18 protein-coding genes are annotated in these 20,293 nt (G+C 42.0%); 9 read left to right on the top strand and 9 right to left on the bottom strand.

Annotated elements, in window-relative coordinates:
• The first annotated feature begins 88 nt into the window (after positions 1 to 88).
• Entirely contained in the window at positions 89 to 1,294 is a 1,206-nt protein-coding gene (emrD, locus tag FKN05_RS09820) for a multidrug efflux MFS transporter EmrD (RefSeq protein WP_161428177.1), read from the top strand.
• 157 nt (positions 1,295 to 1,451) lie between these two features.
• On the opposite strand, the gene FKN05_RS09815 is transcribed toward emrD, so the two are convergent.
• Positions 1,452 to 1,976 (bottom strand): nicotinate-nicotinamide nucleotide adenylyltransferase, encoded by a 525-nt coding sequence (locus tag FKN05_RS09815; protein WP_170887414.1) that lies wholly within the window; start codon positions 1,974 to 1,976, stop codon positions 1,452 to 1,454.
• Positions 1,977 to 2,105: 129 nt separating this feature from the next.
• Here FKN05_RS09815 and nadE point away from each other — a divergent pair, with 129 nt between their 5' ends.
• Entirely contained in the window at positions 2,106 to 2,951 is an 846-nt protein-coding gene (gene nadE, locus FKN05_RS09810) for an NAD(+) synthase (RefSeq protein WP_170887413.1), read from the top strand.
• 329 nt (positions 2,952 to 3,280) lie between these two features.
• On the top strand, positions 3,281 to 4,606 hold the full coding sequence (locus tag FKN05_RS09805; RefSeq protein WP_161427418.1) for an anaerobic C4-dicarboxylate transporter: 1,326 nt from the start codon (positions 3,281 to 3,283) through the stop codon (positions 4,604 to 4,606).
• An 86-nt stretch (positions 4,607 to 4,692) separates the two neighbouring features.
• Here the strand turns inward: FKN05_RS09805 and FKN05_RS09800 are convergent, their stop codons facing one another.
• The 4 genes from FKN05_RS09800 to ppiC all read right to left on the bottom strand — a co-directional run bounded on the left by FKN05_RS09800 (position 4,693) and on the right by ppiC (position 7,715).
• On the bottom strand, positions 4,693 to 5,601 hold the full coding sequence (locus FKN05_RS09800; protein WP_170887412.1) for an aldo/keto reductase: 909 nt from the start codon (positions 5,599 to 5,601) through the stop codon (positions 4,693 to 4,695).
• A gap of 27 nt (positions 5,602 to 5,628) precedes the next feature.
• A complete protein-coding gene (locus FKN05_RS09795) occupies positions 5,629 to 6,174 on the bottom strand; it encodes a hypothetical protein (protein ID WP_170887411.1) in 546 nt (181 codons plus the stop codon).
• 318 nt (positions 6,175 to 6,492) lie between these two features.
• The gene (gene ompW / locus FKN05_RS09790; protein ID WP_161427420.1) at positions 6,493 to 7,137 is read right to left on the bottom strand and encodes an outer membrane protein OmpW; all 645 of its coding nucleotides are present in this window, start codon (positions 7,135 to 7,137) and stop codon (positions 6,493 to 6,495) included.
• Between the two features lie 299 nt (positions 7,138 to 7,436).
• Positions 7,437 to 7,715: a peptidylprolyl isomerase PpiC gene (ppiC, locus tag FKN05_RS09785; RefSeq protein ID WP_170887410.1), complete on the bottom strand. Its 279-nt coding sequence runs from the start codon at positions 7,713 to 7,715 to the stop codon at positions 7,437 to 7,439.
• Between the two features lie 176 nt (positions 7,716 to 7,891).
• Between ppiC and FKN05_RS09780 the strand changes: the two genes are divergently transcribed.
• Together FKN05_RS09780 and FKN05_RS09775 are read left to right on the top strand one after the other, a co-directional pair.
• Positions 7,892 to 8,818 (top strand): chemotaxis protein, encoded by a 927-nt coding sequence (locus tag FKN05_RS09780; protein ID WP_161428489.1) that lies wholly within the window; start codon positions 7,892 to 7,894, stop codon positions 8,816 to 8,818.
• 370 nt (positions 8,819 to 9,188) lie between these two features.
• Entirely contained in the window at positions 9,189 to 10,205 is a 1,017-nt protein-coding gene (locus FKN05_RS09775) for a GGDEF domain-containing protein (protein WP_161428491.1), read from the top strand.
• 253 nt (positions 10,206 to 10,458) lie between these two features.
• On the opposite strand, the gene FKN05_RS09770 is transcribed toward FKN05_RS09775, so the two are convergent.
• On the bottom strand, positions 10,459 to 11,037 hold the full coding sequence (locus FKN05_RS09770; RefSeq protein ID WP_099611068.1) for an aldolase/citrate lyase/malate synthase family protein: 579 nt from the start codon (positions 11,035 to 11,037) through the stop codon (positions 10,459 to 10,461).
• A 159-nt stretch (positions 11,038 to 11,196) separates the two neighbouring features.
• Between FKN05_RS09770 and FKN05_RS09765 the strand changes: the two genes are divergently transcribed.
• The gene (locus FKN05_RS09765) at positions 11,197 to 12,714 is read left to right on the top strand and encodes a DUF3612 domain-containing protein (RefSeq protein ID WP_170887409.1); all 1,518 of its coding nucleotides are present in this window, start codon (positions 11,197 to 11,199) and stop codon (positions 12,712 to 12,714) included.
• Positions 12,715 to 13,212: 498 nt separating this feature from the next.
• On the opposite strand, the gene FKN05_RS09760 is transcribed toward FKN05_RS09765, so the two are convergent.
• A complete protein-coding gene (locus FKN05_RS09760) occupies positions 13,213 to 13,521 on the bottom strand; it encodes a hypothetical protein (protein ID WP_161439545.1) in 309 nt (102 codons plus the stop codon).
• A gap of 352 nt (positions 13,522 to 13,873) precedes the next feature.
• On the opposite strand from FKN05_RS09760, the gene FKN05_RS09755 reads away from it, so the two are divergent.
• Positions 13,874 to 14,338, top strand: a complete 465-nt coding sequence (locus FKN05_RS09755; RefSeq protein WP_099611065.1) for a DUF2850 domain-containing protein — start codon at positions 13,874 to 13,876, stop codon at positions 14,336 to 14,338.
• Positions 14,339 to 14,369: 31 nt separating this feature from the next.
• On the opposite strand, the gene FKN05_RS09750 is transcribed toward FKN05_RS09755, so the two are convergent.
• The gene (locus tag FKN05_RS09750) at positions 14,370 to 16,730 is read right to left on the bottom strand and encodes a Lon protease family protein (RefSeq protein ID WP_170887408.1); all 2,361 of its coding nucleotides are present in this window, start codon (positions 16,728 to 16,730) and stop codon (positions 14,370 to 14,372) included.
• Between the two features lie 452 nt (positions 16,731 to 17,182).
• Between FKN05_RS09750 and FKN05_RS09745 the strand changes: the two genes are divergently transcribed.
• Entirely contained in the window at positions 17,183 to 17,677 is a 495-nt protein-coding gene (locus tag FKN05_RS09745) for a hypothetical protein (RefSeq protein WP_099611063.1), read from the top strand.
• Positions 17,678 to 18,020: 343 nt separating this feature from the next.
• Here FKN05_RS09745 and FKN05_RS09735 read toward each other — a convergent pair whose 3' ends face one another.
• Positions 18,021 to 18,440, bottom strand: coding sequence for a PaaI family thioesterase (locus tag FKN05_RS09735; protein WP_161439548.1), 420 nt, complete (start codon positions 18,438 to 18,440; stop codon positions 18,021 to 18,023).
• Between the two features lie 492 nt (positions 18,441 to 18,932).
• Between FKN05_RS09735 and FKN05_RS09730 the strand changes: the two genes are divergently transcribed.
• Entirely contained in the window at positions 18,933 to 20,162 is a 1,230-nt protein-coding gene (locus tag FKN05_RS09730) for an aldose 1-epimerase family protein (protein WP_161439549.1), read from the top strand.
• Positions 20,163 to 20,293: the final 131 nt, after the last annotated feature.

Genomic DNA, 20,293 nt, shown 5'->3' with positions numbered 1-20,293 from the left:
ATCTCGCGCTGAGAATATAGCCACACTCTGATTTGTCATTAGTAAAACTTTCCCTTTTTATTTTTAATGTTGTTAGGTGGAGAAAAAGATGTCTGCAACATTTCCATTAGCTAAACTAACTTTCCTGATCGCCATATTGACTGCAGTCGGTCAAATGACGCAAACCATGTACGTTCCTTCCGTTGGCTACATGGCTAATGAGTTTCTGGTCACGCCTGCGGCTTTACAAGCAGTGATGGCTTGCTACTTAATTCCTTATGGTTTTTCACAGTTTATCTATGGAACCTTATCTGATCGTCTTGGCCGTAAACCCATCATTATTGCTGGGTTAGCTATTTATATTGTGGGAAGTTTAGTGGCGCTATTTGCTCACCAGTACTCCCTATTTTTAGCGGGCAGCTTTATTCAGGGATTAGGAATTGGCTGTGGTGGAGCCATGAGTCGCACCTTAACCCGAGACTGTTTCAGTGGTGCAAAATTGCATCAAGCAAATAGTTTGATCAGTATGTGTTTGATCTTTTCGCCATTAATTGCACCGGTGCTCGGCGGTTATTTAACCGAAACGTTTGGTTGGCGATCCAGCTATCTGTTTTTATCTTTATTTGCTATCGCCGTCATTATCGTCATGATGACAACGATGATTGAAACACTACCGAAAGAAGCGCGGAAAAAAGAATCGGTACTGAAAAGCTACCAATTTGTTCTTTCAGATCACCGATTTCAAGGATATTTACTGTGCTTAGTCGCCACCTTTGCTGGTGTCGCTGTTTTTGAAGGGGCGGCAGGGGTTCTTTTAGGCGGAGTGCTCGCATTACCAGCCACCACAGTAAGTTTACTATTTGTTACTCCTATTCCCGGTTATCTTACTGGCGCATGGCTATCAAATACCATTGCCCAACGTAGTGGTGAAAAACAGGCGTTACATGTCGGATTAATGGCGATTATTTGTGGCTCAATGATCGTACTCATTCCGGGTCTATTTGATAAAACCACAGCGCTCACCTTAGTCGGAGGTGCAACCTTGTATTTTTTAGGCGCGGGTATATTGTTCCCGGCTGCAACAACCGGAGCGTTGGAGCCATTGCCTTATCATGCCGGAACAGGAGGCGCTATTCTTGGCGGTATGCAAAACTTGGGGGCTGGTATTGCAACGTTAGTCGCTTCACTTTTCCCGGCTACGAATCAATTACCACTCGGCACGATTATGCTGGTGATGTCTATTTTTGCTCTGCTCGGATTACGGCGAGTCTATAAACATCAAGATCCTTCACAGCATATGCCTTTAGCCGTATAACACTGAGGCAGCAAGCGCTATTTTTCAGGCCCGTCACCAAATAACCGACATCCAGCCATCGCCGATCACACCGGCGATGACAACATTTTCCAACTAAATGCATCACGTGATCTGCTTCAGGTGCTTCAAACTCGGTTGTATTACCCAATGCAGGCTCTTATGATGCGATCCGATAACAGTTAAGCTGTGTAATCAACGCTGCAACCCTCGGTGTGGTTAACTCGCTGATATCTTTCTTTTCTTGCACGGCATACCGAATATCAGTGCTTCTTACCTTGATTTTTTCTGGGCAGGCCATCACCGACCAGCGTTGAAGAATATCCTGGGCACGATAAAATTGACTAAATTGAAATAGGTTATCGGGGCCAATGACAAAAGTCAGTTCCGCCTCGGGCCATTGCGCTTGTAAAAAAGAAAGCACAGCATAAGTCGTTACGCTTTGACCCGGCTGTAAAAGCTCTTTTTCAACCGTGGCTAATTGAGCTTGAGGTAAACTTAAATCGGCAATAAATGCTTCGATTAACCGACAACGGACTTCATAATCCACCATCTCTTTCCCCCATGCATGCGCAATACTGGGGACAAGTACAATGCGATCAAAATGAGTTAACGACTCGATCACACTCTGATGCCCAATCGTTGGCGGATTAAAAGCGCTACCAAATACGGCTATTTTTTCCATCGATTTCTCTCTTTATTTTCGAGATCGTATTCACGGTTTTCTAATTTATCGTTTTCGGTATGATATAACTAATTTACATCAAGATGCGAGGATCCAAACATGGTTTCGCTTACTGGGAAAGGAAAAATTATGGAACAAATGATTCGAAAAGAGATGCGGGTACAACCAAACATTGATCCTCAGTTTGAAATTGAACGTCGAGTCGCATTCATTCAGCGTAAGCTAGTAGACTCTGGCTGCCATGCCCTTGTACTGGGGATCAGTGGCGGGGTTGACTCAACCACCTGTGGTCGTTTAGCTCAATTGGCGATCGAAGCATTAAATCAACAACACAATACGGATCGATACCAATTTATTGCGGTGCGTTTGCCTTATGGTGAACAAAAAGATGAGCAGGAGGCGCAACTCGCCCTCTCTTTCATTCAACCGACTCATTGTGTTTCCGTCAATATTAAATCCGGAGTCGATGGCTTACATTCGGCCTCGCATCAAGCGCTCTCGGGGACGGGATTATTGCCCACCGATAAGGCAAAAATTGATTTTGTAAAAGGCAATGTCAAAGCTCGAGCGAGAATGGTTGCTCAATATGAAATTGCAGGGTATGTGGGAGGCTTGGTATTAGGAACTGATCACTCAGCCGAAAATATCACAGGGTTTTATACAAAATATGGGGATGGCGCTTGCGATTTAGCACCACTCTTTGGCCTCAATAAGCGTCAAGTTCGTCTGGTGGCAGCTCAACTCGGAGCCCCCGAAGTATTAGTGAATAAAATACCCACCGCCGATTTAGAAGAACTGACGCCACAAAAGGCGGATGAAGAAGCGCTCAATCTAACCTATGAACAAATTGATGATTTTCTCGAAGGTAAACCCATTCCTTCTTCAATCACAGAACGTCTGATTCATATTTATCAGACGACACAACATAAGCGTCAACCTATCCCAACCATTTATGATGATATCGAAACCGAATAAATATTCGGTTATCCCTTTCCTACTTGAAGCTGCTGGGGTGTTGGCTACGTTCGTTCACCCCAATCACATCGCCTATTTATGCTCATGGGGATTAGGAGAGCCAGACTAATTCGTTTGGCTTTTTTTTTACATTCCACCACGAGTAACACAACATTTTTCCTACAGCCATCCTCCTAAATTTTTTACCTTTACTTAAAATAAAGTGACCCAAATCACACCAACAACTTTCCATTTTTAGAATGTAAGTTTATGTGACAAATGCTTCATATTTTTTATCTATAGCACGGGAAAATAGTCGCCATTTATCTTAAATAACAAGGTCTATATCTATGCTCTATTTGGAATTTTTATTCCTCTTGCTGATCCTTTATACCGGCTCACGTTACGGCGGTATCGGGTTAGGGGTTGTCTCAGGCATTGGCTTGGTCATCGAGGTGTTCATCTTCAAAATGCCACCAACGTCACCCCCGATTACCGTCATGCTGATCATTTTGGCAGTGGTAACTTGTGCTTCTATTCTGGAAGCTGCCGGTGGTCTGAAATACATGCTGCAAGTCGCAGAAAAGTTGTTACGCCGTAACCCAAAGCGCGTCACTATTATTGCTCCTTTAGTGACCTATTCAATGACTTTTTTGCTCGGTACCGGCCATGCCGTTTATTCCATCATGCCGATTATCGGTGATGTCGCGCTAAAAAATGGTATTCGACCTGAACGCCCAATGGCGGCAGCTTCTGTGGCATCACAAATTGCCATTACCGCCTCTCCTATCTCTGCCGCTGTGGTGTATTACTTAGCTGAATTATCGAATATTAATCACAGCATAACCTTGCTCTCAATTTTAATGGTATCCGTTCCCGCTACATTATTTGGTACCGTATTGATGTCACTCTACAGTATGCGTAGAGGCAAGGAACTGGATCAAGATAAAGATTATCAATCAAGACTACAAGATCCTGTTTTTAAAGAAAAAATATTAAGCACAACCGCCACATCTTTAGATGAAAAACTGCCAACCGCTGCGAGAAATTCGGTATTACTGTTTATTTTATCAATTTTGGTTATTGTTTTTGTCGCCATGTTCCCTGAAGTCCGTATGGTTGGCGGTGATAAACCGGTGAATATGGCCACCGTCATTCAGATGATGATGCTCTGCTTTGGTGGGATTATTTTACTGGTCGCCAAGGTAAACCCTAAAGTGGTTCCAGAAGGCGTTGTTTTTAAATCAGGTATGGTGGCTGCGATTGCCATTTTTGGTATTGCTTGGATGTCGGATACTTATTTCCAATATGCCATGCCACAGTTTCGTTCCGGCATTATTGACATGGTCAACGCTTACCCTTGGACTTTTGCTCTGGCTCTATTTATCGTTTCTGTCGTGGTAAATTCACAAGCCGTTGTAGCAAAAATGATGTTACCCGTTGGTTTAGCACTCGGTTTAGAGCCTGCTTTATTAATTGGCCTTATGCCAGCACTATATGGTTACTTCTTTATTCCGAACTACCCATCGGATATTGCAACAGTCAACTTTGATATGACCGGCACGACCAAAATTGGCAAGTGGTACTTTAACCACTCTTTTATGGCTCCGGGTTTAGTTGGTGTGATCAGCGCATGCTGCTTAGGCTACGTACTGGGGCAAATTGTGATTGGTTAATTACCTTTCGCCATCGAATGAGAAAGCCGCGGCACGATATGATGCCGCGGCTTTTTTACATGAAAAAATTTACATAACAACACAATTTAAGGCACGTTATGTCCTTTCGCGGCCACCCAAACTCGATACCATTGCTCACGAGTTAACGTAAGTTCTAGTGCTGCAACAGCCGATTTTACGCGTTCTATATTTCCAGATCCAATTATCGGTAGCGGCCTAGAAGGTAACTGACGCACCCAAGCGTATACCACTTGAGCGATAGTCTGTGCGCCTGTCTCTTCTTTTAGTTGTTCAAGTACAGCTCGCACACGTTGACTCAACTCTTCTTGTCCATTCAAGATCGCGCCACCGGCTAAACAAGACCAAGCCATGGGGCGAACACGCAACATTTGTAGTTGATCTAATGTGCCGTCATGAGCGACCTGAAAATTCAATGGATTGATTTCCACCTGATTAGTGATTAAAGGCTTACTAAGACGAGATTGCAATAATTCAAACTGAGCAGGCGTAAAATTTGACACGCCAAAGTGTTTCACTTTACCAACTTTGTGCAATTCGGCGAACGATTCTGCCACTTCATCAGCATCCATCAGCAGATCTGGACGATGCAATAACAGCACATCTAATTCATTGACACCTAAACGTTGCAAAGAATTATTTACAGACTGATAAATATGTGTCGAACTGGTGTCATAATGATTAATCTGACGATTCGGGAATTGATCGCTGCATAATTTAATATCGCATTTGGTCACAATTTGCAGTCGTTCTCGTAGTGAAGGCTCCAGCGCAAGCGCTTCACCAAATAAACGTTCACACTGGTAATTGCCATAAATATCCGCGTGATCGACCGTGGTAATACCAAGCTCAATATGTTGCTTAAGGAACGTTAAACGCGCTTGGGGGGTCATATTCCACTCCCCTAAACGCCAATAACCTTGCACCAATTCAGAGAACTCAGGCCCTTTCGATGCCATCGTTACTTTTTCAACCATGGGTAACACTCCTCTACGTTCAGTATGTTATGAACGGTTATTAATATAAATCCATTGCAATTCGATGATGATTCCATCCGTTTTTAACTGCACTTGCCTTTGCTGAGCAAGCCAACGTTGTGTTTTGGGAAACTCGTTCACATTACGGTTTAAGAATACAATCAACGCTCGATCAAGCTCTTGCCAAGACTCATCCTCTCGCCGCTCGATCACATCAAACTCATTATCGCCCAGCTTCACCCAACCCAATGAAAAACCATCTCGTCTTAAGCCAAGCTGAAGTTGACTCCAAATTGAAGAGGAATAATCGCTGTACATCGTCATCACTGCCGGTTGATCGGCATCTTGCCCAATACTGGCCCAAACAGAAACTGAATAATAATAAAATGGATCACTACACCAGCGCTTGTCAGTGGCTCGCTCACCACACGCAAACCAGTATGGGCTCTGTTCAATCGTTTCAAAACTAGGAAATGGTACATTTCTTTGTAAAAAGGGCGCGATAAATGTAGGGTGAGCGGCTTGAGCACTAGCAGCCCACAGCCACGCGACTATCCACAACCAATGCAACATATTGGACGGCCCTATAAAGTTGGTAAGTTAGAATAAAGAGGCATATTACTATTGTTATGTGGTGTAAGCGCGTTTCTATTCATAGGATACATATTGGCACAGCAGAGATGATAACATTCAAACCATGAACAAAATGAAGGGATGGTAAAAATCTATAGTGCCTTGGCATTACATTCGGAACAAGTCTTTTTCGCCTCGGCATATCACAAAATACCGACAGAGACTTGCTAAACAGAAGAGATAAAAAGAGGTGCTAGAGTGCACCTCTTAGATTAAATTGAATTTTATTACACACTAAGCGGAGTTGAGATTTCGCAGTTAAAACTTATACCCACCCGCTATCATCAACACCCAAGGATTAATTTTTACATCCGTTGACTGAGCAGCACCACCAAATTTATACTTGGCGGTTGTTTCAATATTAGCGTACCACGCTGACGCATTGAAAAACCAATTATCGTCAAGCATATAATCAATACCAATATTGGCCGCCAATCCCCATGAGTCATCCAATTTCAGATCACTTAACCCAGCAGTTTTACCGGTGTTATTAAATTTCTCATCAAAAAAAGTGGTGTAGTTAATGCCTGCTCCGACATAAGGACGAAACGCAGAATTCGCCTCACCAAAATAGTACTGAACCATTACGGTTGGGGGTAAATGTTTCGTTTTACCAATATCGCCTAATCCAAGTAGATCAGTAGAAATATCATGGGAAAATGGGGTCGCTGCCAACAGCTCAACACTGAAATTATCCGTCAACATATACCCTAAGGTGAGTCCCAATTGAGTATTGGTATTAACTTTCAACTCGTCAGAGCTTCCTAGAATTTTATCACTGCTATCATTAGGCACAACAGCAGCTAGGCCTGCCCGGACTAAAATATCCCCTTGCTGGTGGGCTAATACATGAGTTGAGACAAGCGCGGCTAATACAGCCAATCCACAGACTGTTTTTTTCATTATGATTTTCCTTTTGTTGGGGCTAATAATTATTATGCCCGCAACATAACACAGAAAAACCATACAAATTTGATGGAAATCAATTTGTAAAATTTATTGTAAAAAAGTATGAGAATATGCAACCTTCGTCACTTTTTATTGCCAATAACACACAATTATCTAATGCAACTTTAACGTGTATCACACCATGGTATCTGGCTTTGTGTTGACACGAATCAATTAAAACTGCAGTAATAAAGCAATTACTGAGACTCAGTTGACATATTAATCAAAATCCAGCCACTTACGGTCTGTTGACCTTAGGTACGATACAGCACCTTAACAATATGCCAACCAAATTTGGTTTTGACTAACTGAGGTGTCAAAAGTTCAGCCTGAAAACACACCTTATCAAACGCAGGTACCATTTGTCCCTGACGAAACTCTCCCAAATCACCGCCTCGTTTTCCTGATGGACATAAGGAGTGTTTTCTTGCCAAATTTTGAAATTTTGCTCCTTTTTTTAGCTGCTGAAGTAATGCTTCGGCCTGTTCTTTATGCTTGACTAAAATATGCAATGCCGCTGCTGTTTTTGCCATGGTTTTCTCTCACAATAAAAGTGGCTCAGTCTAACGAAAGGTTAAAGAGAATGCACCTCCTCACTGCCCATCGATTTTTTCTGGTTTGCTGACGCTAAAAATGGCTTGATCACGTTACGACTTGACCTTTTTCAGTTACTATAGACACATAGAAAGCATTTATTTTGAGTAATATTATGGCTAAAACCATCAGTAAAGCGAATCAGTCACAAGGGATGTTGATGTTCACCTTGAACTCACAGCGGCAACTGTTTGCGATAGGAACATTAAAAGTACGAGAAATTGTTCCTTTTTTACCGATGACTCAAATCCCTTATTCTCATCATCATGTGGTTGGTACTGTCACGATTCGAGACCTCACTGTGCCAGTAATCGATATGGCTGCGGCTATTGGTTTTCGGCGGATAACTGAACAAGAATATAAAAACTGTTATTTAATTGTTACCGACTGTCTGCGAACTGTGGTGGCTTTTATGGTTCGTAGTATTGAAAAAATTATTGAATGTGATTGGCGCACCATCGAGAGTGCTCCTAGCTCTGCAGGTCAAAATGTTTTTGTGACGGGAATTACTCGCTATCAAGATCGTATCGTACAATTGTTAGACGTTGAACTATTGCTCTCAAAAATCTATCCGCAGTATGAGTCAGCGAAAGTTCCAATGCTGACAGATATAGAACGTGAACGCCTAAAACCCCTTCATATTTTGTTAGTGGATGACTCTTCTATCGCTCGTAAACAACTCGCTGATGCTTTAGACAGTATTAATATTCCATACCAAATTTGTAAAAATGGACTTGATGCCATTGAACTGATGCGTCGAGCCGCGGATGAACATAAAGCGATTGATATTCTAGTCAGTGATATTGAAATGCCCGGTTTAGATGGCTATGAACTTGCTTTTGAAGTGCAAAATGATAGCAAACTCAGCCATGCATATTGTATTTTACATACCTCATTATCGAGTGAAATATGCGTCGATAGAGCGCGTCAAGTGGGGGCACATGAAGCATTGGAAAAATTTAATGCGACAGAACTGATTGAAGCGATGTTACGAGGAGCAAAAACTATCGACACTCAACGTAATGGCACCTTAGCTCGTTAGGTTCCCAGTTCAGAGGGCGTGTGCCCGCCCTTCTTTTTAACCTGCTATACCCAAACAACTTGGAGTTGCAGGTAGGCGACAAGTAAGTGACAAATTTGTCTGGAACAAATTTGAACAGCCGTAGGCTGGCCTTTGGTGAGGGCCACGGATGGCTCTCATCATCCCCATGAGCATAGACAGGCTATGTGATTGGGGTGAAAGAACGTAGCCAACACCCCTGCAGCTTCAAGTAGGAAGGGGATAACTCGCTTTATCTAGCCATCAATGCCTTATCGAGCTTCATTGTGTAGCCGATTATTTTGCAGCAATATAAAATAAAATCCGCTATGCTAAATATACTAGTTCATAGGGTAGTATTGTGAATAAGACAATGACTGACGACACGTTTAAAAAAGCAACCGAGAACCTAAAAAAAGCGGTGCCTTTAATGATGAAGCATCATGTTGCTGCCAGCCCAACTAACTATGCACTTTGGTACACCTATGTTGATAATACGATGCCACAACTCAACCAAGAGCTTGATGACGTATTAAGCAACTTGGGGATTTGCCCGCCAGCTTCTGGGGATTACCTCTACCAGCAATTTATTGCTTCTAAAGTCGAAACCACGGTTAGTGAACTACGCTCCAATATCGAACTATTAGCCACTGAAGTCGCCAGTTCAATGTCAGACACAATGACAGATACTCATGCTTTTGAAACGATCATTGATAAAAGCTTTAATCATTTAGAACGCGTGGAAAAAGAAGATCTTTCCATCGATGAAGTCATGAGCTTAATTAGGCAGTTGGTCAGTGAATCACAAGATATTCGCCATTCAACTCGCTTTCTAGGCGCTCAATTGAAAAATGCCTGCGAAGAAATTTCTCGCTTGCGTCATCAATTATCCGATGTGCAAAAAGACGCTTTATTTGATTCACTATCCGGGCTTTATAATCGTCGTTCATTTAACGCTGATTTGCTCAGTTTTGTGCATGCTCAACAAGCCATGAGTCTTATTTTATTGGATATCGATCATTTTAAATCGTATAACGATGACTTTGGCCATCTATTCGGTGACTCGGTTCTGCGTACACTGGCAAAACGTATTCAAGCCAGTTGTAGAGAAGGCATTACAGCCTATCGATTTGGTGGTGAAGAATTTGCCTTGATTCTACCACATAAACCATTGCGTAGTGCTCGCCAATTTGCCGATTCTCTCCGCCGCTCAATTGAAAGGTTATACGTTCGCGATCGTCGAACAGGGCAGCAAGTTGGCAATATTACCGCCTCTTTTGGTGTGGTGGAGTATCAACCAATGGAAACAGTAGACAATCTGATTGATCGGGCAGACAAACTGCTTTATGAAGCAAAAAAATTAGGTCGTAACCGAGTTATGCCCTTATAAAACAGAACCTTGAGCATTAAACCATCAAGCTCAAGGTTTTATACCCAAACAACTTGGAATTGCAGGTAGGCGGCAAGTAAGTAACAAATTTGTCTGGAACAAATTTGAACAGCCGTAGGCACTGACCTTTGGTGAGAGCCACGGATGGCTCTCATCATCCCCATGAACATAAACAGGCGATGTAATTGGGGTGAACCAACGTAGCCAACACCCCTGCAGATTCAAGTAGGAAGGGGATATCGTTTTTATTTGGTCATAAATTAAAACAATAACTAAGACAGTAATCCCCTCCACTCTTAGCTCTAAATTCTTTATCTTCACTGCTGGCCTGAGGCTTACCCCGCTCATCTCCCTTAATTAAGCTAATCCAATGGCGCAAAACAGCGTTTGGCATATGATCGTTCACCTCTTGGCTAAGGACAGTACAGGTTTCTAACTGAATGTCATCGATGTCGATCAGTTCAATATAACCGGTTCCTCGTTGACAACCGAGTAAGACTTCAACATGGCTCCCATGCCCATCTCGAAAAAGAATTGAACAAGGTTGTTCTTTCCCCCCCGTGTAAGCAATAAACTGTTTAGGATACTTCAGCCCACTATGCTGACCATTTTTAAAATATGCCAGTACATGATGATAATCGATCACATAACTTGTCACTTCTTGGTGAGAACCATTTTCTAACGGGAATAAACGATCAAGCAATTGCTTGGCTCTAAGTTGTTTTTCTCGTTGTAAATTCGCGCTGATTGTCTCGACGGCGAAGACAGCTTCAGCGATAAAGGGTTTATTGTGTTGTTGCATGTTAGTCTTATCGAATGTCAGCATATTCATCGTCTTTCCCTCATGGATAACTTTCAATTATGTCCTAGCGCAATCTTTTTCAAACTTGTGGTTAAATTTCACTCAAGTTTGTGACTTGCTTACTTGGTAGATTACCGTATTTTTAACTACAATTTCACAACAAAAATTTTACAATGTGAATTTTACAAAATGGCCATCTCCAAAAGCTTAGTTAGACAGTCCCATTTTTTGGGTACAAAAGTGCGAAATTTAAGAAAACGTAACCATTTAACGATGGAAGATCTCTCTGCGCGCTGTATTCGTATTAATCCAGAGTATGCGCCATCGGTCTCTTATCTTTCGATGATTGAACGAGGGAAACGGGTACCTAGCATAGAAATGCTGGAAGTGATTGCAGAGGTTTTTCAAAAAGATCCACGTTGGTTTTTAGACGATGAACCCGAGCAAGCGGATATTACACCAGATAAAGGGAAACGAGGAGGCATCAGTGGTATGGCTCTTGAGCCGAGTTTTCTTTTTTCCCATGATATTTTACAAATAGCTATCCCGGAAATGCTCTCACAAGCAGGCATCACAGGACGACAATTTGCTCATCTTTTGATTCGAGCCCATCAAGAAAGCTTGCAAAATCATTTTCCTGATTTAGAACGAGCCGCTGAGGAAGTTGGATTAAAACGCCTTAACTTAGCAGTAGAAGACTTAATCGATATGGCGAAAAGTTTAGGCTTAACCGTACGCTGGGTGACTCGCACACCACATGATGTGGTCGATGAATTAGGGACTAGCGCCAAACAGTTGGTCACCTCTTTCTTCGAACCGCCAGGCCATATCTACTTAAATGAAATCCTACGCAGCTATCCGACTCGGCTCAAATATGATTTAGCCGTCTATATTGGCCATAATATACTCCACAGTAAGGACGGGTTAAAAAGCGTTCTTTCGGTTGGACATACACACAGTTGGGAAGAGTTGGCTGAAACCCCACAGGGTTCTGAACTGAATTCACAAGATATTTTACAAGCTTGGCGTGATTTTGAATCAAGCTTTTTTGCCGGAGCATTACTCTGTCCTAAAGTTCCATTTCGCCAGTTACTGGATAGAAATGGCTATGAGATAGCGGTACATCAAAAGGCCGGTGTTTCTCCCTCTGTGGCGATGAGAAGAATGACCGTCGTCTCTCCCTACCCACATTGGCATTATTTTGATGCTTATGGTGAAGGGAAGCTAAAAGCGGTTTATCGTGGAAATGGTATTCCTCTTCCTTGGGGAAATATGCGTAAAGTGAATGACCCATGTCAACATTGGGCAGTATTTCGTCGCTTAGCGGAGCCTCAGCCTGGCAGTTCGGCACAAATTTCCATTTTAAATGTGGGTGATGAACCACGGATCTACTGCTGTGAATCGATGAATATGACCGATCCTGCAGGAAACAACCGAGTCCTTTGTGCCGGTATCGATCTTAACCCAGCCATTAATGCACAGGGGGGAGATGCCCGAAGCATTGCTGAAGAGCTAAAAGCCTCTTGCGTCACACAAGGAGGAACCACATCCATTCCTCGCCATATTAAAAAGGACTTATTGACGATTGCTAAGATTCTCAACATTAACTGGGTTGAGCGTGGTATAGAGAACCAAGCACGCTTAATCTGCTCTCGAGGTGCCGTTTGTCCTCGTATCCCAAGCTGTTATCAAAAATGTGGGGAATAACAAATAAAAAAATAGCCAATCGCAAGAAGCGCGATTGGCTGTATATAGATGTGAACAAAAGGGTTCACTAACAACGTCAGTTGGCTAGGTGACCCTCGGCTTAAAAGGGTCAATTTATATAAAGCACATTGTGTGCCAACTTTTAACCCTATGAAAAGTGCGATTTTGGGCAAAAAACCACCAGTTTCATTACAACTAATCTCATAATAAAATTGCATAATGCAAAATATTTGCTATTTGCAAAAAACAGCTATCTCTGTCTCATTTCATTATCTGTACAAGTATTGATTATGAAAAATTAATTGCTCATCCACATAGATAACGGCCAATTCCAGTGAAGTAAGTATGCACTAACTCAACAGCATCAATAAGGGGAGATTGATGGATTGCCGTATTTGGCCGCCGCTAAACATATCGAGCGCTTTCCTATGGTTGTGGATTAGTGCCCCTTGATGTTACCAAGCCGAAAACTCAGCAGCAGTGATCGGTTCCAATCGTTTAACCGGACATATACATCCACCACAACCCGATCGCTGCAAACACAACTAACCAAACGATATAGCGAAGCGTATTCGGTTTATCTGATTTAGTTACCACGACGGGCTTCATCGCCTGACGTCGAGCACGACGTGCCGCTGCCATCATAAACGATGGTTTCTCTGGTGGTTTTTCTTCTGCTGATTGTTCTTCGCGCTTTTTTTGAGCACTATTCGCCGTTTGTGTAAAACGGTGTAATTGGTCTGTAGTTAGGTCTCGCTCAGGATCATAACGTGAATAAGGATCAGTATGTTTGGGAACGATCGCCATCTATTCTCCTCACTCGCCCAGCTTTGATTAAATTATAGCCAATACTATCAACCCATGCTTAAACATGCTTCATGAGCTATATATTTTCCCGTTCTCTCATCTCTGATCAGCTCAGCTATGTGCTACAACGCCTTGAGAGAATAAAAATAACCGCTACCTACTTGCCGTATTGAATAAATATTGAAGCTAGATCATACTTTCGATCATCGTTGTTGCGCTTAATAAATCACTGCTTCACTCTAAATTAATCGATACACTCAAACCACTGTGGGTATAACACAAACCTATACGTCGAAGTGGTTTCTAAGTGTACCTGTTTGATCACTGAGTATGCTGAAAAATAGAAGAGATCATGAATAAACCACGCTATCGCCATTATCCATCGACCTCCAAGCAGATTCTGTTACAAACTGTTTTCTGGCTAGTGCTGGCTTTTTTGGCATTGATATTTTCCATGCTCATCTATTTTAGTTATCAAGATTATACCCACCCCAAACATGTCTATGGCTCATGGATAGAAATAGGCACTCCCCCCCATTTGACGGAAGTTCTTACCTTTAATGAACAAGGTGTCTTTCGGAATGAACGGCTGATCAGTACTCAATTTGGGTTTGATGGAAGAAGTATTGAGGTCACCACTGGCAGTGGGATAACCATTTATCAATTATCCGGGACTCAGAAATCCCCCCAGTTGCGGCGAATTGAGCCATTAATTCCTCATCAACGCTTTATTCGAGAAGGCTACGAACATACCATATCAACCGATCCAACGCCGACTCGTCGATCTGCCGTTTCGGAACACTTTAGAGAGCAATAAGGCTTCGGCAAAGAAGCCTTATCAGCGTAGTTTATTTACGCAAAGCGTTGAGTTTTGCCTGTGCTAAGCCAAAGATACTATCTACTGGATAGCTGCCATCTTCTGTTGCAATTCCAGCAGGTTTACCGGTAAATAGTTCAATGGCTTCGGTAACATGCTCAATTGCCCAAATATGAAATTCACCTTTTTCTACCGCTTTGACAATATCATTACGTAACATCAGGTTATGCATATTTGCCCGCGGAATAATCACGCCCTGATGATCATGCCGCCCTTTAATATTACAGACATCAAAGAAGCCTTCGATTTTCTCATTCACGCCACCAATTGGCTGCGCTTGACCAAACTGATTCATGGAGCCCGTAATCGCAATATCTTGTCGGTTCGGGTACTTAGAAAATGCCGACACAATCGCGCAAAATTCAGCCATACTCGCACTATCGCCATCTACCCCACCATACGATTGTTCAAAAGTAATAGTAGTGGTTAATGGTACCCGAGCGGTACGGCCAAAGACTGACGTTAAGTAAGCAGATAAGATCATCACTCCTTTTGAATGAATACTGCCGCCTAAATCAACACTGCGTTCAATATCAATGATCTCGCCGTCACCATAAGAAGTGGTGGCCGTAATTCGATTCGGTGCCCCAAAAGCATGGTCACTGGTTGCCAGCACTGAAAGTGCATTGACTTGACCGATTGCTGTGCTCTCTGTTTGAATTAAAGTTGTGCCATTGAGAAAGGTTTCCATAACCCCTTCTTGCAAACGGTTAACACGCATTTGTTGGTTATTCAACGCCTCTTCGACATGATTTTGTCGAATCATATTTGAATTAGCTTGTCTGGCAACGTAGTTTGATTCACGTAATAAATTAGCAATATGCGCTGAGTGTAACGACAGTTTATGCTGATCACCTGTCATTCTAGAACTGTGTTCGATAATTCGTGCAATCGCTTTTCGGTCACAATGCAGCAAATTATTGTCATGAATGATACTAGAAATAAACCGAGCGTAATGCAGCTCACTCTCTACGGTACGCTTCATTTCATCTTCAAAATCGGCAGTGACACGGAACAACTCACTAAACTCAGGATCGTAATGAGTCAGCAATTCATAGGTGCGATAATCACCAAATAAGATAATTTTCACATCTAAAGGAATCGGTTCTGGATCCAATGAGACTGTGCCCGTCAAAGTGACCTCTTTTTCTAATGAGGTAAAGCTTAACTGACGTGAACGGAGTGCTCGTTTCAGGCCGTCCCAAACATAAGGTTGCTCTAATACTTTGACGGCATCCATCAACAGCACGCCACCATTGGCTTTATGTAAACTACCCGCACGGATCAAAGAAAAATCAGTGAATACGGTGCCTTTATACGTCGCAGTTTCAATATAGCCAAACAGTGAATGATAATTCGGATTTTCCTCAACGACGACAGGGAACTGTTGCGATGATCGACAAACCAGGACATTCACTTTATAACGACGGGGCAGTTTTTTATCGAGGGCAGCAGTGGCTAATTCACCTTGCTCGCCGGTATCATCGAGGAAAATATCCACATTCTCAACAATATCTTTTTGTAACTCGGTCAGATAAGCTTTGATTTCTGGGTATTTAGAATAATCTTGTTTGAGCTGCTTAATAAAATGACTGATGACATCTAGCGTCACATCATCATTCAATTTTTTAATTTTTTCACTGTACGCTTCTTCCCATTCAGTTAGCTGTCGAACCATATTTCTGAGACTAACTTCAAGTTCATCAATCGTTTGAGAAAAATATTCTTGTTCTTTTTTACTTAACGCATCGAAACTTTCTTCGGTATGCATCTCCTCGCCATTCATGGCTACGAATTGATAATCACCTTGCGTCGTGATGGTTAAGCTAATATCACGCTCTTTCGCTCGGCGAGTAATTTCTTCCAACTCGTGTCGCTGCTTCTGTGCTAATTGATTTTTTAACCGATCGGCACGGCTAAAATAGAGTTCATTATCAAAAGCTAATGGAATGGCATTCATTAATTTTGCCATCAATTTTTCAATATCTTGGCGAAATTTTTGTCCCACGCCAGATGGAAGCTTTAACACCCGAGGAGTACGAATATCATCAAAATTGGCCACATAACACCAATCAAATAACTCGGTATTTTCATGCTGATGGCGATTAAGATAACGGAGAATCATCGTCCGTTTACCCAGCCCATTACGCCCAATAGCATAAATGTTGTAACCTTTCTCTTTGATAGACATGGCAAATTCAACCGCTTTTTGCGCACGCTCTTGACCGACGATCTCATCAATAGGAGCCAATTCTTTGGTTGATTTACATGGCAGTTTTTCTAATGTTGCAACATGATAGAGCTGCTCAGCACTTAAATGTTGAATTGCCATACTCCCTCCTTATTTTTTTATGATTGTTATGCATCCTGATACTCCAAGGAGATAATTACGTCTATGTGGATGGATACTGAATAATGTTTGACTACAACACGTCTTTAATACTTCACCGTTATTTGGTTCTTTGTTTACCGTATCGGTTAGCCTTACGCTCCTTTGTAGCTCAAGTGTAGAAGAAAATCACAACCTTTTTAGTGACTTAATACCAATTCACAACCAAGCGGATAAATAATCAACAACCGAGCCTAAAAAATTAAATGATAATTAGTTGCATTTAGTGAGTTGTTGCATTTAAATATATCTAAATAACTTGGATCTGCAGATAGGCGGCTAAAGTGTAAAGCCTCATGATCATACGTGCTCAATGTTATTGAGGGCAATCAATTCGCCAACACCGCCTCCCCTGCAACTAGGTTCGAAAAAAGTTACTCTCTATCGGAGTTAATATGGAACTAAAACCATGCTGGAGCCATTACCTTAAAGCGAAACAATTAATGGCTCAACACCATTGGCCTGAAGCTCATTGTCTTTTGATTGATGTCCTACACCATCTTCCCAAACATCTGTGTGATGCGGCACAAAACGCACAAACGAAACCTTGCCAGTTTATTTGCCTCATGACAGGGTTAAAAGAAAGCGCTATTTATCAGTCAGACATTCTTTCTAAAATGGGGCAAGATCAATATGCTTATCAGGCCATTAATCAGACTTATGCTCTATTGCAATTTCTTTCCATAGAGACAAGTCCTCTCATTCGCTCGGTAGCTAATGTAATCAATACACTCTGTAACGAGTTACTTGAGCATATCCACCGGTTTTGTCATAACCAGAGAAGTGCTTCGTGGCGAATCGAATATCAGGATGTTGAAAAAACACATCGTTATTTTACTCAGCTAAAATACCACCAAGGGCAGCCTTGTGATATCCCGATGTTAAATTAAATCAATCGAATCAAATATAGTGCACTATGGTTAAATAGCGTGAACGAGTATGCTCTATGAATAAACGAACTTTATTAGGGAGGCTGATGTGTAAATGGATAAACGAAGTTGCGAGATGCGTGGGCAATATCATGTCAGCCTAATCAAGTATTAGGCGCTTGCTGACTTAAACAACTCGCGCATCAATGATGTCAATGAAATGAAGGGATAACCTCTGTTTAGTTGGCGGCTAATCCTCTCAGAGGCTAGTGGCCTTTAGCCAAAGTTAATTTATCGCTTTTGAATAGAAACGAATTTGAAACCATTGCTCCAGAGGCACTCAATAACGTATTGAACCATTAATTTAATCCTTTTGGCTTTGCTTTTTGGCACATAGAAATCGACCTTTGGCACTCACTCTACGCTCTCCATTCACCAATAATTGAGCAGATAAAAAATAAATACCTCGTCGCTCATCATGACATTGTCCGATCACCGTGAGCCTATCTCCCACCTTAATCGGATGATGAAAGCGAACATCTAACTGCGCCGTTAACGCTGGGATCTCTTGCAGCAACAGACAATGCGTCATAGCTGCATCTAATAACGAACTGGCAATACCGCCATGCAATAATCCTAAGTATCCTTGGTGTCTAGGCTCAACAATAAAGTGCCCTTCTGTTTTTCCAGCAGCAACCGCTGTAAAGTTAACCCCTAAGGAATAAAAGTTTTTTTCTGGTGTTGAACACACCGCACACATTACGTGAGAATCCACCGCTGACATTGATCACTCTCCATTACTCAATGTTAATAGCATATGCTAATTATGGGTAACGTAAAGGAATGGAAACATTGTTTGCAGCACATATTTATATTTACTATAACCAAACAACTGAGAGTTGCAGGTTGGCGGCAAGTGAGTGACAAATTTGTCTGGAACAAATTTGAACAGCCGTAGGCTGGCCTTTGGTTAGAGCCACGGATGGCTCTCATTATCTCCATGAGCATAGACAGACGATACGATTAGGGTAAAAGAACATAAACACCCCATGCAGCTTCAAGTAGGAAGGGCATAGCCCTTCGGTTTATCATTATCCCCCTTATTCCCATTTTGCTGAAGTTGATTCAGCCATCAAAAATCACCCCTATTTTTCTATTCCATCCTATAAAGATCACATTACGCCAAGTTATATATTGAGCACCAGTTGTTCAGGTGTACTCTTTTTGCTGAATCGATTCAGTTATTTAAAATTCGACAATAACATAAGGAAAGACAATGAAAATCACACCGACATTTGCTGCCGTGTTACTGGGTTTAACTGCAATGAATAGCTACGCAGTGGAATTTGTCCTTACAGATTCCATGCTTGCAAAAGAGGTAGGCAATTGGCAAGTCACCCACGACTCACTGGATTTTACCGATAGTCACCCCTTTTCTATTGAAAAACGACAACTACATGGAGGAAAACAAACTGGGGTCGATGTTCTTATTATTGATAATGGAATTCTCTCCATCACCTTAGTTCCCACTCGTGGTATGGGGATTTATGATGTCAAAATGGATGGTCAACGAATTTTAGGTTGGAACTCTCCTGTCAAAGAAATTGTGAATCCGGCATTTATTGATCTTGAAAGTCGTAATGGATTGGGCTGGTTAGATGGCTTTAACGAAATGTTAGTACGCTGTGGTTATGAATGGACAGGTCACCCGGGCATTGATGATAATGGGCAGTTACTCAGTTTACATGGCCGAGTGCAAAATACCCCCGCCTCGACAGTAAAAGTGATTATTGATGATACGCCACCACACAAGATTACGGTTGAAGGTAAAGTGGCTGAACGTACCTTTAAAAAAGCAGAATTAGTGACGCTCACACGGCTAGAAGTCACCCCTGGCAATAATACCTTTGCAATACATGATACGCTCACCAATAAAGCCGATTATGATGATGAATATCAAATTATTTATCACTCCAATTTTGGCCGTCCCATACTAGAAGAAGGGGCCAAAGTAACCGCGGCCGCCAGTGAGATCTCTCCTTTTAATGACTATGCTCAAGCCGGATTAAAAAGTTGGCAAACCTACCTTGGTCCAACAAAAGGATTTGACGAAATGGTCTTTAACTTAAAACCCATCGGCGATGAAAATGGCCATTCTCTGGCGGTATTGCATAACAAGGCAGCAAATAAAGGGGTAGCCGTCGGCTACAACGTGCAGCAACTGCCTGTTCTTACCCTATGGAAAAATACCGATACTGAGCAACAAGGTTACGTAACGGGTATCGAACCAGGAACCAGTTATGCGTACAATACCAAGTATCAGCGTCCTCTAGGTTTAGTGCCAACCATTAAGGCTGGAGAAAGCAAAGACTTTAATGTGACCTATACCGTATTACGGGACCATAAAGAAGTCCAAAAAGCATTGCAAGCTGTCCAAAAAATCCAAAAGAATGTGCCGCTAAAAACCAGTAACACACTGATTGTAGACTTAAATAAGGTTCAGTAACCCACGACCATAGCTTCCTCCATCATGAATAAGGCTGGAGTTCTCACTGGGTTTATCTATTGTCATTCAACCGCTCAAAATGAGTAGAGAACATTCAGAGTGATATAGATATAACACTGGCGCTTACAGTA

The sequence above is a fragment of the Vibrio sp. 1-1(7) genome (genome assembly GCF_013048485.1).
Classification (GTDB): Bacteria; Pseudomonadota; Gammaproteobacteria; order Enterobacterales; family Vibrionaceae; genus Vibrio; species Vibrio fujianensis.
Note: the sequence above shows the minus strand (reverse complement) of the source record. Positions and strands in the feature narration are given on the sequence as shown.

What these genes read in the sequence shown, in the direction of transcription:
- FKN05_RS09765 (WP_170887409.1), top strand. Translation starts at nt 11,197, where the DNA reads ATGGCCATCTCCAAAAGCTTAGTTAGACAGTCCCATTTTTTGGGTACA.
- FKN05_RS09805 (WP_161427418.1), top strand. Translation starts at nt 3,281, where the DNA reads ATGCTCTATTTGGAATTTTTATTCCTCTTGCTGATCCTTTATACCGGC.
- FKN05_RS09730 (WP_161439549.1), top strand. Translation starts at nt 18,933, where the DNA reads ATGAAAATCACACCGACATTTGCTGCCGTGTTACTGGGTTTAACTGCA.
- FKN05_RS09770 (WP_099611068.1), bottom strand. Translation starts at nt 11,037, where the DNA reads ATGAATATGCTGACATTCGATAAGACTAACATGCAACAACACAATAAA.
- FKN05_RS09815 (WP_170887414.1), bottom strand. Translation starts at nt 1,976, where the DNA reads ATGGAAAAAATAGCCGTATTTGGTAGCGCTTTTAATCCGCCAACGATT.
- ompW (WP_161427420.1), bottom strand. Translation starts at nt 7,137, where the DNA reads ATGAAAAAAACAGTCTGTGGATTGGCTGTATTAGCCGCGCTTGTCTCA.
- emrD (WP_161428177.1), top strand. Translation starts at nt 89, where the DNA reads ATGTCTGCAACATTTCCATTAGCTAAACTAACTTTCCTGATCGCCATA.
- FKN05_RS09735 (WP_161439548.1), bottom strand. Translation starts at nt 18,440, where the DNA reads ATGTCAGCGGTGGATTCTCACGTAATGTGTGCGGTGTGTTCAACACCA.
- ppiC (WP_170887410.1), bottom strand. Translation starts at nt 7,715, where the DNA reads ATGGCAAAAACAGCAGCGGCATTGCATATTTTAGTCAAGCATAAAGAA.
- FKN05_RS09780 (WP_161428489.1), top strand. Translation starts at nt 7,892, where the DNA reads ATGGCTAAAACCATCAGTAAAGCGAATCAGTCACAAGGGATGTTGATG.
- FKN05_RS09750 (WP_170887408.1), bottom strand. Translation starts at nt 16,730, where the DNA reads ATGGCAATTCAACATTTAAGTGCTGAGCAGCTCTATCATGTTGCAACA.
- FKN05_RS09775 (WP_161428491.1), top strand. Translation starts at nt 9,189, where the DNA reads ATGACTGACGACACGTTTAAAAAAGCAACCGAGAACCTAAAAAAAGCG.
- FKN05_RS09795 (WP_170887411.1), bottom strand. Translation starts at nt 6,174, where the DNA reads ATGTTGCATTGGTTGTGGATAGTCGCGTGGCTGTGGGCTGCTAGTGCT.
- FKN05_RS09760 (WP_161439545.1), bottom strand. Translation starts at nt 13,521, where the DNA reads ATGGCGATCGTTCCCAAACATACTGATCCTTATTCACGTTATGATCCT.
- FKN05_RS09745 (WP_099611063.1), top strand. Translation starts at nt 17,183, where the DNA reads ATGGAACTAAAACCATGCTGGAGCCATTACCTTAAAGCGAAACAATTA.
- nadE (WP_170887413.1), top strand. Translation starts at nt 2,106, where the DNA reads ATGGAACAAATGATTCGAAAAGAGATGCGGGTACAACCAAACATTGAT.
- FKN05_RS09800 (WP_170887412.1), bottom strand. Translation starts at nt 5,601, where the DNA reads ATGGTTGAAAAAGTAACGATGGCATCGAAAGGGCCTGAGTTCTCTGAA.
- FKN05_RS09755 (WP_099611065.1), top strand. Translation starts at nt 13,874, where the DNA reads ATGAATAAACCACGCTATCGCCATTATCCATCGACCTCCAAGCAGATT.